Here is a 14,597-nt window from a genome sequence, read left to right on the forward strand (position 1 = left end):
CGCCCGGCGTCTCTCATTCCCGGCACCGGATGCCCGCCGAGCCCGGCAGGGCCTTGAGGATCATGCGGCGCAGCTCGTCGCCGTCGTTGCCCGTGGCCCAGCTGTCCGGTTCCGCCGCGCCCTTGGGGACGGTGATCAGGGCGCGGTCGCCCTTCTCCAGGCGCGGGTCCACGTCATGGCTCATCGGGAACGTGACCGTCCGGTCGCCGGACGCGGGCTTGATGTGCCGCGTCACCTTCAGCGTGATCCGGTCCCGCGCCGCGCCCGGCACCGCGTCGACCGCCGTGACCGTGCCCTGCACGATGAGCCGCGAGCACGCGACGACGCCCTCGGCGGTGCGGGCGGCCTCATGTCGCGCGGAACCGTCGCCCCGCTCGTCGGGCGCCGCCGCCTTCGCCCCGCTCCCGTCCGCGTCGCCACCGGCCCCGGCTCCCCGGCCCGCGTCCACCGCCAGCCAGCCCATCCCGCCGATCACGGTGACGGCGGCCGCCGCCGCGGCGACCGCGCCGAGGGCGACGGTGAACCGCCGGCGGGCCGTGCGCGGGGCCCTCAGCGGGACGACCCGTTCGGGCGGTGCCTTCGGGGCGGCCGCCAGCGCCGCGCCGATCACCCCGAGCCGCTCCCGCAGGAGTGCGACGTCCGCCACGGCCGCCGCGTGCTCGGCGGCGAAGGCGGGGTCGTTCAGCGCCTCCTCGGGCACGGGGTCATCCGTGATCGCCGTCATCAGCGCGTCGACGTCGTCCTTGTCGGGCACCGTCACACCACCTCCCCCTCGTGCAGCCGCGCCCGCAGCAGCCGTACCGCCGTGTGCAGCCTGCTCTTGACCGTGCCCTCCGGGATGCCCAGCTCCGCCGCGATCGCCCGGACCGGCAGATCGGCGTAGAAGCGCAGCACGACGACCTGCCGCTGGGCGTCCGGCAGCTCCCCGAGGCCCTGCGCGACGGCCATCGACAGGGCTCGTGACTCCGCGCCGTCCTCGTCCGTGGTCTCCCGCCACAGCACGGCGAGCCGCTCCCCCAGCCGCTCCTGCCTGCGCCGGGCCCGGTGCCAGTCCATGGCGAGGTTGGAGGCGACGACGGCCGCCCACGCGGAGACGTCACGCGGTGCCTCGCGCCCGTCCGCGGCGCGCTCCAGGAGCTTCAGCCTGACCTGCTGCACCCCGTCCGGCAGGTCGGCGTGCGGCACCCCGCCGAGCGCGAGCACCGCCCGTACCCGGTCCTCCTGGGCCGGATCGAGCGGATCGAGCGGATCGTGCGGGTCGAGCGGGTCGAGCGGGTCAGGCGGATCGGGCGGATGCGGCCGGTCCGTCTCCTGCCGCCGTGCCGCCCGGCGCGTCCCGATGCCCAGCAATGTGCCTCCCCCAAGCCGGCCTTTCCCCTACGACGCCCGGGCGGCCCGAAACGTTCACGGCGAGTGTGGCGTCCCGCACCTCGGACAATGGATTGGACAACCCGGGCCTGGAGAGACGCATGATGGAGCCACCCCCCACAGACCGGCCGAGGTCACGAGGCCGCACGCACATACGGAGGAAGTCCCTGTGAAGGTCGGAATCGTCGGAGCCACCGGTCAGGTCGGCAAGGTCATGCGCAAGATCCTGGTCGAGCGGGAGTTCCCGGTCGACGAGCTGCGCCTGTTCGCCTCGGCCCGCAGCGCCGGCACGGTCGTGGACGGCGTGACCGTCGAGGACGCCTCCACCGCCGACTTCAGCGGCCTGGACATCGTGCTGTTCTCCGCCGGGGGCGCCACCTCCAAGGCCCTCGCCGAGAAGGTCGCCGCGCAGGGTGCCGTCGTGATCGACAACTCCTCGGCCTGGCGCATGGACCCCGAGGTCCCCCTCGTCGTCTCCGAGGTGAACCCGCACGCGGTCGCCGACCGCCCCAAGGGCATCATCGCCAACCCGAACTGCACGACGATGGCCGCGATGCCCGTCCTCAAGCCGCTGCACCTGGAGGCCGGTCTCGAAGCGCTGGTCGTCGCCACCTACCAGGCGGTGTCCGGTTCCGGCCTCGCCGGGGTGGACGAGCTGTTCGAGCAGGTCAAGAAGGTCGGCGAGGACGCCCCGAAGCTCACCCACGACGGCTCGGCGGTCGACTTCCCCGAGCCGGACAAGTACGTGGCCCCGATCGCGTACAACGTCCTGCCGATGGCGGGCTCCATCGTCGACGACGGTCTGAACGAGACCGACGAGGAGCAGAAGCTGCGCAACGAATCGCGCAAGATCCTTGAGATCCCCGGGCTGAAGGTCTCCGGCACCTGCGTGCGCGTGCCCGTCTTCACCGGCCACTCCCTCCAGGTCAACGCCCGCTTCGCGCGTCCGCTGAGCCCCGAGCGCGCCACCGAGCTGCTCTCGGAGGCCGAGGGCGTCGTCGTCACGGACGTGCCCACGCCGCTGGTCGCCGCGGGCAAGGACGACTCGTTCGTGGGCCGCATCCGCAAGGACGAGACGGTCGACAACGGCCTGGCGTTCTTCATCTCCGACGACAACCTCCGCAAGGGCGCGGCGCTCAACGCCGTGCAGATCGCGGAGCTGGTGGCGGCCGAGCTGAAGGGCTGACCCCGGCCACGCCCGGAACGGGGGGCGGTCACCCTTCGCGGGTGGCCGCCCCTTTCGCGCACGCCACGGCCACCAGCGCGAGTCCAGCGAGTGCGCCGCCCAGCCACAGCGCGTCACCGGCCCCTCGGCTGTCCGCGACCCGGCCGCCCGCGAAGGCGCCGAGCGCGATCGCCACGTTGAAGACCGCGGCGAAGAGCGCCGAGGCGGCCTCGCGGGCGTGCGGCGCAGCGGCCATCACCCAGTTCTGGGCGGAGACCGAGACCCCGCCGTACGCCAGGCCCCACGCCACCAGCAGCGCCGCCGACGCGAGGAGCGAGCCGCCCGCGGGCACCAGCAGGAGCACCACCGTGCCGAGCCCCGCGCAGAGGGCGAGCAGGGCCCGGCGCGGGTCGCGGGCGGCGACGGCGCCGCCCGCGAAGTTGCCGACGATGCCGGCCGTTCCGTAGGCGAGCAGCAGCCCGCTGATCAGCCCCGCGCCGATGCCGGGCACCCGCTCCAGGACGGGCCGTACGTAGGTGTACGCGGCGAAGTGGCCGGTGACCAGGAGCGTCACGGCGAGCAGCCCGGCCCGCAGCGGTCCGATGCGCAGCAGCCGCGCGAAGGCGCCGATCCGCACGGCCTCACCGGCGGGCAGCGCGGGCAGGGCCGTGGCGAGCAGCGCCGCGACCGCCAGGGAGAGCGCGGCGAGGGCCGCGAAGCCCCAGCGCCAGCCCGCCACTTCGCCGAGGAAGGTGCCCGCGGGGACGCCGAGGACGGACGCCACGGCGATCCCGCTGAAGATGACGGCGGTGGCGCGCCCCGCGGCCGCCTCCTCGCGGACCAGCCGCACCCCGAGTCCGGCCGCGATGGCCCACACGCCGCCGATGCAGACGCCGACCAGGACGCGCGCGACGAGCAGGACGCCGAAGGCGGGGGCGAGCGCGGAGGCGAGGTTGGCGGCGGCGAGCAGCGCCATCAGCGCGCTCAGGACCGTACGGCGGTCCGCGCGGCGCACCGCGACGGGCAGCAGCAGGGCGGCGAGCGCCGCGACGAGGCCCGGCAGGGTGACGGCGAGGCCCGCGGTGCCGTCCGTCACGCGCAGGCCCGAGCCGATGGAGGTGAGGAGGCCGACGGGGAGCATCTCCGTGGTGACGACGGAGAAGGTGGCGGTGGCGACGGCGAAGACGGCGGGACCGAGGGGAGTGCGGCCCACAGGAGCCGGGGGTGTGGGGGTTTGTGTGCTCTGCGACATGACATCCACCCTGGGCCGGGCCGGGGCGGGGAACAACGCGGAAGATCTCATCCTTGTATGAGCCGGGCTCATTGATGAAGCGGTGCGAGTGGCGTGGGGGTGGCGTGCGAGTGACCGGGCTGGACATCCGTGGGCTGGAGTGTTTCCTCGTGCTCGCCGAGGAGCTGCACTTCGGGCGGACCGGCGAACGGCTGTACGTCTCGCAGAGCCGCGTCAGCCAGCTGATCGCCGCCCTGGAGCGCGGGATCGGCGCCCGGCTCGTCGAGCGCACGAGCCGACGGGTGCGGCTGACCCCGCTCGGCGAGCGCTTCCTCGCCGAACTGCGTCCCGCGTACGAGGAACTGACGTCAACGGTGGAGCGGGCGCGGGCGGCGGCGCGGGGCGTCGAGGGCACGCTGCGGATCGGCTTCCAGGGGACGGCGGACGCCCGTCTGATGCGGGCCATCGCGGAGTTCCAGGAGCGGCACCCGGCGTGCGTGACGGAGATCGTGGAGATCCCCTTCGCGGACCCGTTCGGGGCGGTGCGCCACGGTGCCGTGGACGCGGCGATCGTGCTGCTGCCGGTGGCCGAGCCGGAGCTGGTCCTCGGGCCCGTCTTCTCCAGGGAGCGGCAGACCGTCGCCGTGTCGGTGCGGCACGCGTTCGCGGGGCGGGAGTCGGTGACCGCGGCGGAGCTGAAGGAGACCCCGCTGATCGCGGCGACGGCGCCCGCGCCCGCGTACTGGCGCGCCGCGCACGCCCCTTCGGACGTCCCGGCGCCCGCGGTCCGCACGCTCCAGGAGGGGCTGACGCTGGTGGCGGCGGGCCGGGGCGCGATGCTGCTGTGCCGGCCGACGGCGGACTACCACGGCCGCAAGGACGTCACGTTCGTGCCGGTCGACGGGGTGCCGGAGTCGGTGCTCGGCATGGTGTGGCACCGGGACGGTCGGACGGCGCGGGTGCGGGAGTTCGCGCGGGTGCTGGCCGGCGCGGGCCGGGGGTGAGCGGGCGTCAGGTGGGCCTGCGCACCTCGAAGTGGAAGCAGCCGTACTCCACGGCGCGCACGTGCACGAGGGCGACCTCCGGGTCGGCGAAGGCCTCGTCGAACGCGGTGTCGAAGCCCTGCGTCTCGTCGCCGGGGATCTCCAGGAGCCGCCCGCCGACGATCTGCCCGCGCGCGTTGTAGCGGCGGAGCGTCCGCAGCGCCCCGGCCCTGGCGAAGGGGTATCCGGCGCGCTCCCCCGCCGGTCCCGGGCACGGGTCGGCGTGGATGAAGACGGGGCCCTGCTCGTCGTAGGCCCCGGGCGTGGCACCGGTCTCGGCGGCCCAGCTGCGCAGGGGCGCGTACGAGACGAGGGCGACGCGCTCCCCGGGGGCGACCGGCCGCAGGCAGCAGCGCAGCGGGGAGCCGCCCTCGTGGTCGACGTACGGGACGCAGGGCCGCCCGGCGTCGTCGACGTCGCGGAGCCGGGCGAGGGCGTCGGGGGTGATGGGGAGGGGGGTGTAGGCGGTGGCGGGGCGCGTGACGGTGTCCATGGGTCGAGCCTCGCGCGCGGGGGGAGGGCGCGGCTGGCGGTTTTCGGACGTGGCGCTGCACGACCGCGTCCCTACCCGACGCCCCACGACCCCCGGCTGTTCAGCTCGGCCGCGTCCACGCCGGTGGTCCTGCGGTACGCCGCGCTCAGGTCGGCCAGTTCGCGCGGCGTCAGGACGTCCTCCACGCGCTCGAAGCCGTCCGGGGCCCGCTCCGCGACCGCCTGGAGGACACGGTCGGCCGGCATGTCGCGGTGGGCCGTGACGAGGGCGTTGACCGCCTCCCTGCGCACCTCCTCGTAGGCCCGCAGCCCCGCCTCGCGGTCGGGCGAGGTGTACGCGAGGCAGCGGGCGAGGACGCGGGCGTCCAGGACGGCCTGCGAGCCGCCGTTGGAGCCCACCGGGTACATGGGGTGCGCGGCGTCACCGAGCAGGGTGACCGGGCCCCGGCCCCAGTGGGGCAGCGGGTCCCGGTCGACCATCGGGTACTCCAGGATGTGCCGGGTCGAGGCGAGGAGCGCGGGGACGTCGAGGTCGCCGAGGCGCCACCCCGCGTAGTACGGCAGGACGTCCGAGAGCCGCCCGGAGCGGTTCCAGTCGGCGGGACCGGCCATGGCGTGCCGGCGCGTGCGCGGGAACCGCACCTCCGCCACCCAGTTGAGCAGGGCCCTGCCCCGCTCCTCGGCCGCCCGCAAGATCGGGTAGACGACGAGCTTGGCGGCGGCGTTGCTGCCCGCCACGGCGACCACGCGCCCGCCGAGCACCGGATGCCACTCGGTGACGCCGCGCCACATGCGGATGCCGTTCCACAGGGGCGGCCCCTCGCCGGGGTGCAGCATGGCCCGTACCGCCGAGTGCAGGCCGTCCGCGCCGACCAGGGCGCGCGCCCGCACCGCGTGCTCCCGGCCGCGCGGCACGTCCCGCAGGATCACCCGCAGGCCGGCCCCCTCGCGCTCGGCGAGGCGGACGAAGGCGGTGCCGGTGTGCACCACATGGTCGCCGAGCCGCTCGCGCACCGCGGCGAGCAGCAGGAGGTGGAGGGCGCCGCGGTGCAGGGAGTACTGCGGCCAGTGGTAGCCGGCCGCGAGGCCGCGGGGCTCGCCCCAGACGCGGTTGCCGTGCCGGTCGAAGTGGACCATGGCGTCCGGCGCCACCGCGGTCGCGGCCAGCTCGCCGCCGAGCCCCAGCTCGGTCAACTCCCGTACGGCGTGCGGCAGGAGGTTGATCCCCACGCCGATCGGGCGCAGCTCGTCGTTGGCCTCCACCACGCGTACGCCGATGCCCGCGGCGTGCAGGCTGAGTGCGGCGGTGAGCCCGCCGATGCCCGCGCCCGCCACGAGTACGTCGATCATGACTGTCGCGCGGCCGGGCAGGCGCCGCCCGGCCCCTCGGTCCCCAGCATCTCCCGCATCCCCCTGTGGTCCCCGTGGTGCCCGTGGTCCCCGGCGGGTGGTCGTCGGGCCGTGGTCTGCGGCCTGCCCGGGCCGGGGCGGTCGCGCGGAGCGTAGCGGCACGGCAAGGGGAGAACAATGGCCCGGGCGGACACGTGAACCCGCATGGAAGGATGGCCGGAAACACCACAAGTCACACCCCCCGAATGACAGAACCATCCGTCTGACAGACCACTCGTCGTACCCGAGGAGATGACCGCGTGCCCGGCACCAATCTGACCCGCGAAGAGGCGCAGCAGCGGGCGAAGCTGCTGACCGTTGACTCGTACGAGATCGACCTCGATCTCTCCGGAGCACAGGAGGGAGGCACCTTCCGGTCCGTGACCACGGTGCGCTTCGACTCCGCCGAGGCGGACGCGGAGACCTTCATCGACCTGGTGGCCCCCGCGGTCCACGAGGTCGTCCTGAACGGTCACTCGCTGGACGTGGCCGCGGTCTTCCGCGACTCGCGCATCAGGCTGCGGCACCTGGCGGCCGGTCCCAACGTGCTGAAGGTCGTCGCCGACTGCGACTACACCAACACCGGTGAGGGCCTGCACCGCTTCGTCGACCCGGTCGACCAGCAGGCGTACCTGTACACGCAGTTCGAGGTGCCGGACGCGCGCCGCGTCTTCGCCAGCTTCGAGCAGCCGGACCTGAAGGCGACGTTCCAGTTCACCGTGAAGGCGCCGAGTGGCTGGACGGTGATCTCCAACTCGCCGACGCCCGAGCCCAAGGGCCCCGACGGCGACGTCTGGGTCTTCGAGCCGACGCCGCGTATCTCGACGTACATCACGGCCCTGATCGCCGGCCCGTACCACGCGGTGCACTCCTCGTACGAGGGTCCGGACGGGCAGTCGGTGCCGCTCGGCATCTACTGCCGCCCCTCGCTCGCCGAGTACCTCGACGCGGACGCGATCTTCGAGGTGACGCGGCAGGGCTTCGACTGGTTCCAGGAGAAGTTCGACTACGCCTACCCGTTCGCCAAGTACGACCAGCTCTTCGTGCCGGAGTTCAACGCGGGCGCGATGGAGAACGCGGGCGCGGTGACCATCCGCGACCAGTACGTGTTCCGTTCGAAGGTGACGGACGCGGCGTACGAGACGCGTGCGGAGACCATCCTCCACGAGCTGGCCCACATGTGGTTCGGCGACCTCGTGACGATGGAGTGGTGGAACGACCTCTGGCTGAACGAGTCGTTCGCGACGTACACCTCCATCGCCTGCCAGGCGTACGCGGAGGGCTCGCGCTGGCCGCACTCCTGGACGACGTTCGCCAACTCCATGAAGACGTGGGCGTACCGCCAGGACCAGCTGCCGTCCACGCACCCGATCATGGCGGACATCCGTGACCTGGACGACGTGCTGGTCAACTTCGACGGCATCACGTACGCCAAGGGCGCGTCCGTGCTCAAGCAGCTCGTCGCCTACGTCGGCATGGACGAGTTCTTCCGGGGCGTGCAGGCGTACTTCAAGGCGCACGCGTTCGGCAACACGCGCCTGTCCGACCTGCTCGGCGCGCTGGAGGAGACCAGCGGGCGCGACCTGAAGACGTGGTCCGCCAAGTGGCTGGAGACGGCGGGCATCAACGTCCTGCGCCCGGTCGTGGACGTCGACACACGCGGCGTCATCACGTCCTTCGCGGTCAAGCAGGAGGCCCCGGCGCTGCCGGCCGGCGCCAAGGGCGAGCCGACGCTCCGCCCCCACCGCATCGCCATCGGCCTCTACGACCTGGACGAGGCGTCCGGCAAGCTGGTGCGCACCGACCGCGTGGAGCTGGACGTCGACGGTGAACTGACGGCGGTGGACGCGCTGGTGGGCAAGGCCCGCCCCGCGGTGATCCTGCTCAACGACGACGACCTCTCGTACGCGAAGGTCCGCCTGGACGCCGAGTCCCTGGCGTTCGTCACGGACCACATCGGCGACTTCGAGGCGTCGCTGCCGCGGGCGCTGTGCTGGGCCTCGGCGTGGGACATGACGCGCGACGCGGAACTGCCGACGCGGGACTACCTCTCCCTGGTGCTCTCCGGCATCGGCAAGGAGTCCGACATCGGCGTCGTGCAGTCGCTGCACCGCCAGGTGAAGCTGGCCCTCGACCTGTACGCGGCGCCCGCCCGCCGTGAGGAGGCGCTGACGCGCTGGACGGAGGCGACGCTGACCCACCTGCGGGCGGCGGAGCCGGGCAGCGACCACCAGCTGGCGTGGGCCCGCGCGTTCGCCGCGACGGCCCGCACGGACGCGGACCTGTCCCTCCTGGAGCGGCTGCTCGACGGCTCGGAGACGATCGAGGGTCTGGCCGTCGACACGGAGCTGCGCTGGGCGTTCGTGGGCCGGCTCGCCGCGACGGGCCGCCTCGACGAGGCGGGGATCGCGGCGGAGCTGGAGCGCGACAAGACGGCGGCGGGCGAGCGGCACGCGGCGTCCGCGCGGGCGGCGCGGCCCACCGCGGAGGCGAAGGCGGCGGCCTGGGCCTCGGTCGTGGAGTCGGACACGCTGCCCAACGCCGTGCAGGAAGCGGTGATCGGCGGCTTCGTCCAGACCGATCAGCGGGAGCTGCTCGCGCCCTACACGGAGAAGTTCTTCTCGGCGGTCAAGGACGCGTGGGACTCCCGGTCCCACGAGATGGCCCAGCAGATCGCCGTCGGCCTCTACCCCTCGCTCCAGATCTCCCAGGCCACGCTGGACGCCACGGACGCGTGGCTCGCCTCGGCGAACCCGTCCGCGGCCCTGCGGCGCCTGATCTCGGAGTCGCGGTCGGGGGTGGAGCGGGCGCTGCGGGCGCGGGCGGCGGACGTGTAGGGGCCTCGGGGGCGGCCGCCGGTGATGTCGGCTGCGGGCCGTCGGGGGGTTCCGCCGCTCCGCGGCGGGCTTGCCCACCCACCCACCCGTTCACCCCGCATCGGTCCCGAACCGAACCCCCGCGCCCCGCAGCTTCCGGCTGCGGGGCGCGGCTGTTCTCGGCGGCCGGTGAGGGCAGGCGGGCCGCGCCCCGGCACCGCCGGGTGCCGGGTGCCGGGCGGATGATCCACCCCTGCACCGCCGAGTGTCGGCCGGGTGGTCCACCCCGCACCACCGAGTGCCGGACAGACGGCCCACCCCACACCACCGAGTGCCGGACAGACGGCCCACCCCACACCACCGAGTGCCGGACAGACGGCCCACCCCCACACCACCGGGTAACGGGCGGGCGGGTGGGAGACACCCGCGCGAAGCGCGGACCAGACCGGACACAACCCGCACCCGACAACACCCCCACCCCTACACCGCCGAGTGCCGGGCGGGTGGGTGGGAGACCTCCGCGCGAAGCGCGGCACAGGCCAGACCCAGCCCGCACCCGACAACACGGCACCCCACCGCCCCCCCACCCCCTACCCCCGCCCCACCACAACCCCCCGCAACGCCCCCAGCACCCGAGACACCCCCACCCCACCCGCCGCCCCCCTCCGCACCGCCGCGATCACATGCCGCCGCGGCCGGTCCTCGGCGAGGTCCCGCATCACCACCCCATCCCTCCGCACCGCCGCCATCCGCGGCACCAACGCCACCCCCATCCCCGCCTCCACCATCGCGAGGATCGCCGTCCACCCGGAAGCCGAGTGCGCCTGCTCCGGCGAGAACCCGGCCCCCTCGCACGCCGCCCGCGTGATCTCCGACCAGGGCCCGCTGCCGCCGAAGATCCACGGCTCCCCCGCCAGATCGGCCAGCCGCAGCCCCTCGGCCGCCGCCAGCGGATGGCCGGCGGGCAGCGCCACGTCCAGGGGGTCGGCGACCAGCGACTCCCGGGTGAAACGCGTGTCCGCGTCGGGCGAGGCAGGCGCCTGCACCGCGAGGGACAGCGCGACGTCCACCTCCCCGGCCGCGAGCAGCTCGTACGCCTCCGCCGCCTCGGTCTCCCGTACCCGTACGGAGATGCCCGGCGCCGCCTCCCGCAGCGCCCGCACGGCCGGCACGACGAGCGCGGGCACGGCGGTGGAGAACGCACCGACCCGCACCTCCCCCGCCTCGCCCTGGGCATACGCCGCCAACTCCGCGTCGGCCCGCTCCAGTTGGGCGAAGACCGCTTCCGCGTGCCGCAGCACGAGGTGGGCCGCGTCGGTCAGCCGCACCCGACGGCCGTGGGCCTCCAGGAGCGGTACGCCGAGCTGCTTGGCGAGGTTGGACAGCTGCTGCGACACCGCCGAGGGCGTCATGCGCAGCACCTGCGCCGTGGCCGTGACGGTGCCCCGTTCGCTCAACGTACGCAGGATCTGCAGCTTCTTGATGTCCCACTCGCTCATGGGGTCAACGTACCGACCGTTCATCGGCTCATCGGCCGGCGCGGCCCGCGCCGAGCACGACCCCGCCGAGGATCAGCCCCATGCACAGCACCTGGAGCCACCCCATCGCCTCACCGAGGAGCGCGAAGGAGAGCAGGGCCACGCAGACCGGCTGGAGGTAGTAGACGACCCCGGCGCGCGCGGCGCCGACTATCGAGACGGCCTTGTTCCAGGCGAAGAAGGCGAGTGCCGAGGAGACCACGCCCACGTACAGGAGCGGGGAGACGGTGCCGACGGTCGGCTCGAACCCACCCTGCACTCCGTAGCTGACGGCGAACACCGGGAGCAGCATCAGCGCGCCGAGCACGAACGTCGAGAAGAGGAACGGCAGTCCGCCCACCTCCGCGGGCTTGCGCCGCAGCAGCGCGCTGTAAGAGCCGAAGCAGAGCGCGGCGGCGATGATCCACAGGTCGCCGACCGCGAGGTCCATGGCGAGGGAGCCCTTGCCGACCAGCAGCAGGACGCCCGCGCAGGCGACGAGCATGCCGGTCACGCGGCGCGCGCCGAGCCGGGCGCCGCCGAGGCGTTCGTGGACGGCCATCAGGACGGGCGACGCGGCCATGATCATGCCCATGTTGCCGGCGGTGGTCGTCAGGCCGGCCTGGTTCACGAGGGTGTTGTAGACGGCCACGCCCAGCAGGGCGGCGAGGAGCAGGAAGCGCAGGTGCGCGCGGAGCACTTTCCGCTGCCGCCAGGTCTCCCGGGCCGCGAACGGCGCCACGGCCGCGATGGCGATGATCCAGCGCCAGAACGCGTGCTGGATGGGCGGGACGCTGTCGTGCAGGGCGCGGGAGGTGACGAAGCTGCCCGACCAGACGACCGTGGCGAGAGCGGCGAGGGCGAGGCCGGCGCCAATGGGGCGGGCTGCCGGGTGCGCGGCCGGTGCGGTCCGTGCGGGGGTCCGGTCGAGGAGTGCCACGGGGTATCCCTTTTCTCTCTCCCCGGCTCCGCGGGGCCTCGCTGTCGTGTGCGGGACAACCGTCGCACCCCCTCACCCATCACGTCCATCGAATCTTTCCGGGGTTAATTTAAAGTTGAGCTGAACGTTCAAGGGCCGCCCGCACCGCTTCCGCGTCCGCCTCCTCCCCGGCCCACGCCACGTATCCGTCGGGCCTGACCAGGAGCGTCGTACGCCGGTCGCCCGACCAGTGCGCGACCACCGCCCGCCCCGCCTCCCGCCGCACACCACGCGGCACGACGAGGACGAACTCGCCCGCTCGCAGCAGCTCGTACAGGCGGCCCTCCGCCAGCGCGAGGTCGGGCACCCGCCGCCCGACGAGGCGGTGGGCGCCCCGCGGGGCGGGGTAGGCGAAGCCGATGCCGGTGATCTGGCCGACCGCCTTGGCGCGTACGGCGGGGACCCCGGTGACGAGCGCGGCGAGCGCGGCCCGCGTCCCGCGCGTCCACGGGCGCTTGGCCATCGCGAGCCGGACGAGTGCGCCGCTGGAGCGCAGGACCGCCCTGCCGACCGGGTGCCGCTCGGCGTGGTAGGTGTCCAGCAGACCGTCCAACAGGGCGCCCGGCGCACGGCCGTTGACGGCGGCGGCCAGCTTCCAGCTCAGGTTGGCGGCGTCCTGGAGGCCCGTGTTCATACCCTGCCCGCCGGCCGGGGAGTGGACGTGTGCGGCGTCCCCGGCCAGGAAGACCCGGCCCACGCGGTACGCGGGCACCTGCCGCTCGTCGCTGTGGAAGCGGGACATCCAGCGGGGGTCGTGCATCCCGAAGTCCCGGCCGAGCGCCGCCCGCACGATCTCCTTGACCTCGTCGAGGCCGAGCGGCTCGCTGTCGGCGACGTCGCGGGCGCGGTTCCAGCCGATGACGCGGTGATAGCCGTCGGCGAAGGGCGCGAGGAAGGCGAAGGCGTCACCGACGGCGTTCACGGTGAGCAGCGTCGGCGGCCGCTCGGCGAGTCTGACGTCGGCGAGGACCAGCGAGCGGATGACGGACCTGCCGGGGAAGGGCAGCCCGACCGCCTCCCGCACCGCGCTGCGCAGGCCGTCGGCGCCGACCGCGTAGGCGGCGCGCAGCGTGCCCGACTCGCCGTCCGCACCCCGGAGTTGGAGGGTCACCCCGTCGGCGTCCTGCGTGAGGCCGGTGACCTCCGTCCCGTACGCGAACCGCACCCCCGCCTCCTCCGCGCGCCGCTTCAGGACCCGCTCGACCTCGTACTGCGGCAGGACCAGGACGTGCGGGAAGCGGGAGGGCAGCGGCGCGAGGTCGAGCGTGAGGCGGTCGAAGAGGCGCATCGTGGCGAGCGCCTTCCCCTTGGCCTCCAGCTCGTCCGCGAGGCCTCGGGCGTCCAGCTGCTCCAGGGTGCGGGCGTGCACGACCAGCGCGCGGGAGAGGTTGCTGATGCCGGGCGCCCGCTTCTCGACGAGGGTGACGGGGACGCCCGCCGCCGCGAGGTCCCCGGCGAGCAGCAGCCCGGTGGGTCCCGCCCCCACGACCACGACGCCGCCGGTGCCGTCATCGTTCGTAGAACCGTTCATGGCCACCTCCTGGTGCCAACACTTGTTGGTCAACATTTGTTGGTCAACGCTTGTTGGCCACGCTAGAACCGTCCCCCTGGACTGTCAACAGGTGTTGGCCTACGTTTGTTGGCATGACCGACAGAGCACCCGCAGCCCTCACCGACACGTCCGACGCCGCGCCTCGCCGCTCCGACGCCACCCGCGCCGGCATCCTCGCGGCGGCCCGCGAACGGTTCGCCGCCGACGGGTACGAGCGCGCCACGATCCGCGCCATCGCCAAGGACGCGCGGATCGACCCGTCGATGGTGATGCGCTACTACGGCAGCAAGGAGGGTCTCTTCGCGGCCGCCACCTCGGTCGACCTGCGGATGCCGGACTTCACGCGCGTGCCGCGCGAGGAGGTGGGGCGGCTCCTCGTGACCCATTTCCTGGATGTGTGGGAGGACGCGGGCCAGCTCACCGCGCTGCTCCGGGTGGGCATCACGAACCAGGCGGGCGCCGAGCGCATGCGGGAGATCTTCGCCCAGCAGCTGCTGCCGGTGGCGCGCGGGGTCTGCCCGGACCCGGCGCAGGCGCCGACGCGGGCGGCGCTGTGCGCCGCGCAGGTGCTCGGCCTCGCACTGACGCGCTATGTCCTGCGGTTCCCGCCGTCGGCCGAGCTGACGCGGGAGGAGGTCACCGACTGGCTGGCACCGACGCTCCAGCGCTATCTGACGGCGGACCGGCCCTGAGGGCCCCTGAACGCACGCCGAGGGCTCGGTCCACCGCCGTGCGCGACATGCGCGTACGGCGGTGGACCGAGCCCTCGGGAGAGGCTACGGCCGGGTGGCTCAGCCCTGCTTCTGCTGCTTGCGGGACTTGTCGCCGACCATCACGAGGCCCGCGATCACCAGGAACAGCACGATGGGCGCGGCGACGTAGAGGCCGAGCGTTTCGACGACACTCAGGCGGGGGGCCGGGTCGTCGCCATCGTCGCGCGTGAGCGCGAGCGCGGGGGACGACATGAGCAGCATCATCAGCGTCGTGCCGGAGGCCAGGGCGCCGGCGCGCAGAGCGTTCTTCTTGTCCACGGTGCAAACGTAGC

Annotated in this window: 13 protein-coding genes; 4 read left to right on the forward strand and 9 right to left on the reverse strand. The window is 73.8% G+C overall.

All coding sequences use genetic code 11. The features are described from left to right. Positions 1–13 precede the first annotated feature (13 nt). Complete coding sequence (locus J2N69_RS12160; protein WP_230900756.1) at positions 14–760, reverse strand: hypothetical protein; 747 nt, start codon at positions 758–760, stop codon at positions 14–16. After that, positions 757–1,350 (reverse strand): RNA polymerase sigma factor, encoded by a 594-nt coding sequence (locus tag J2N69_RS12165; RefSeq protein WP_230900757.1) that lies wholly within the window; start codon positions 1,348–1,350, stop codon positions 757–759. The genes J2N69_RS12160 and J2N69_RS12165 overlap by 4 nt, the downstream gene beginning before the upstream one ends. A gap of 187 nt (positions 1,351–1,537) precedes the next feature. Here J2N69_RS12165 and J2N69_RS12170 point away from each other — a divergent pair, with 187 nt between their 5' ends. Next, positions 1,538–2,554 carry an aspartate-semialdehyde dehydrogenase gene (locus tag J2N69_RS12170; RefSeq protein ID WP_230900758.1) on the forward strand — a complete coding sequence of 339 codons (1,017 nt, stop codon included), beginning with the start codon at positions 1,538–1,540 and terminating at the stop codon, positions 2,552–2,554. Positions 2,555–2,582: 28 nt separating this feature from the next. Here the strand turns inward: J2N69_RS12170 and J2N69_RS12175 are convergent, their stop codons facing one another. Continuing rightward, positions 2,583–3,785, reverse strand: a complete 1,203-nt coding sequence (locus J2N69_RS12175) for an MFS transporter (protein ID WP_230900759.1) — start codon at positions 3,783–3,785, stop codon at positions 2,583–2,585. Between the two features lie 110 nt (positions 3,786–3,895). Between J2N69_RS12175 and J2N69_RS12180 the strand changes: the two genes are divergently transcribed. Continuing rightward, entirely contained in the window at positions 3,896–4,768 is an 873-nt protein-coding gene (locus J2N69_RS12180) for a LysR family transcriptional regulator (RefSeq protein ID WP_230900760.1), read from the forward strand. 7 nt (positions 4,769–4,775) lie between these two features. On the opposite strand, the gene J2N69_RS12185 is transcribed toward J2N69_RS12180, so the two are convergent. Both J2N69_RS12185 and J2N69_RS12190 read right to left on the reverse strand, forming a co-directional pair. Further along, on the reverse strand, positions 4,776–5,300 hold the full coding sequence (locus tag J2N69_RS12185) for a DUF1203 domain-containing protein (protein WP_230900761.1): 525 nt from the start codon (positions 5,298–5,300) through the stop codon (positions 4,776–4,778). Positions 5,301–5,371: 71 nt separating this feature from the next. Then, entirely contained in the window at positions 5,372–6,649 is a 1,278-nt protein-coding gene (locus tag J2N69_RS12190) for a flavin-dependent oxidoreductase (RefSeq protein WP_230900762.1), read from the reverse strand. 299 nt (positions 6,650–6,948) lie between these two features. Between J2N69_RS12190 and pepN the strand changes: the two genes are divergently transcribed. Next, a complete protein-coding gene (gene pepN / locus J2N69_RS12195) occupies positions 6,949–9,525 on the forward strand; it encodes an aminopeptidase N (protein ID WP_230900763.1) in 2,577 nt (858 codons plus the stop codon). A 569-nt stretch (positions 9,526–10,094) separates the two neighbouring features. On the opposite strand, the gene J2N69_RS12200 is transcribed toward pepN, so the two are convergent. The 3 genes from J2N69_RS12200 to J2N69_RS12210 all read right to left on the reverse strand — a co-directional run bounded on the left by J2N69_RS12200 (position 10,095) and on the right by J2N69_RS12210 (position 13,531). Continuing rightward, entirely contained in the window at positions 10,095–11,003 is a 909-nt protein-coding gene (locus J2N69_RS12200; protein WP_230900764.1) for a LysR family transcriptional regulator, read from the reverse strand. Between the two features lie 28 nt (positions 11,004–11,031). Then, positions 11,032–11,961: a DMT family transporter gene (locus tag J2N69_RS12205; protein ID WP_408056714.1), complete on the reverse strand. Its 930-nt coding sequence runs from the start codon at positions 11,959–11,961 to the stop codon at positions 11,032–11,034. A gap of 109 nt (positions 11,962–12,070) precedes the next feature. Next, positions 12,071–13,531, reverse strand: a complete 1,461-nt coding sequence (locus J2N69_RS12210) for an FAD-dependent monooxygenase (protein WP_230900765.1) — start codon at positions 13,529–13,531, stop codon at positions 12,071–12,073. A 113-nt stretch (positions 13,532–13,644) separates the two neighbouring features. Here J2N69_RS12210 and J2N69_RS12215 point away from each other — a divergent pair, with 113 nt between their 5' ends. Next, positions 13,645–14,244 (forward strand): TetR/AcrR family transcriptional regulator, encoded by a 600-nt coding sequence (locus J2N69_RS12215; RefSeq protein WP_230900766.1) that lies wholly within the window; start codon positions 13,645–13,647, stop codon positions 14,242–14,244. Between the two features lie 99 nt (positions 14,245–14,343). On the opposite strand, the gene J2N69_RS12220 is transcribed toward J2N69_RS12215, so the two are convergent. Further along, a complete protein-coding gene (locus J2N69_RS12220) occupies positions 14,344–14,583 on the reverse strand; it encodes a hypothetical protein (protein WP_230900767.1) in 240 nt (79 codons plus the stop codon). Positions 14,584–14,597: the final 14 nt, after the last annotated feature.

The sequence above is a fragment of the Streptomyces huasconensis genome (assembly GCF_021028635.1).
Taxonomy (GTDB): domain Bacteria; phylum Actinomycetota; class Actinomycetes; order Streptomycetales; family Streptomycetaceae; genus Streptomyces; species Streptomyces huasconensis.

Coding starts and splice junctions, on each gene's coding strand:
- J2N69_RS12210 (WP_230900765.1), bottom strand. CDS start 13,531: ATGAACGGTTCTACGAACGATGACGGCACCGGCGGCGTCGTGGTCGTG.
- J2N69_RS12175 (WP_230900759.1), bottom strand. CDS start 3,785: ATGTCGCAGAGCACACAAACCCCCACACCCCCGGCTCCTGTGGGCCGC.
- J2N69_RS12185 (WP_230900761.1), bottom strand. CDS start 5,300: ATGGACACCGTCACGCGCCCCGCCACCGCCTACACCCCCCTCCCCATC.
- J2N69_RS12200 (WP_230900764.1), bottom strand. CDS start 11,003: ATGAGCGAGTGGGACATCAAGAAGCTGCAGATCCTGCGTACGTTGAGC.
- J2N69_RS12190 (WP_230900762.1), bottom strand. CDS start 6,649: ATGATCGACGTACTCGTGGCGGGCGCGGGCATCGGCGGGCTCACCGCC.
- J2N69_RS12215 (WP_230900766.1), top strand. CDS start 13,645: ATGACCGACAGAGCACCCGCAGCCCTCACCGACACGTCCGACGCCGCG.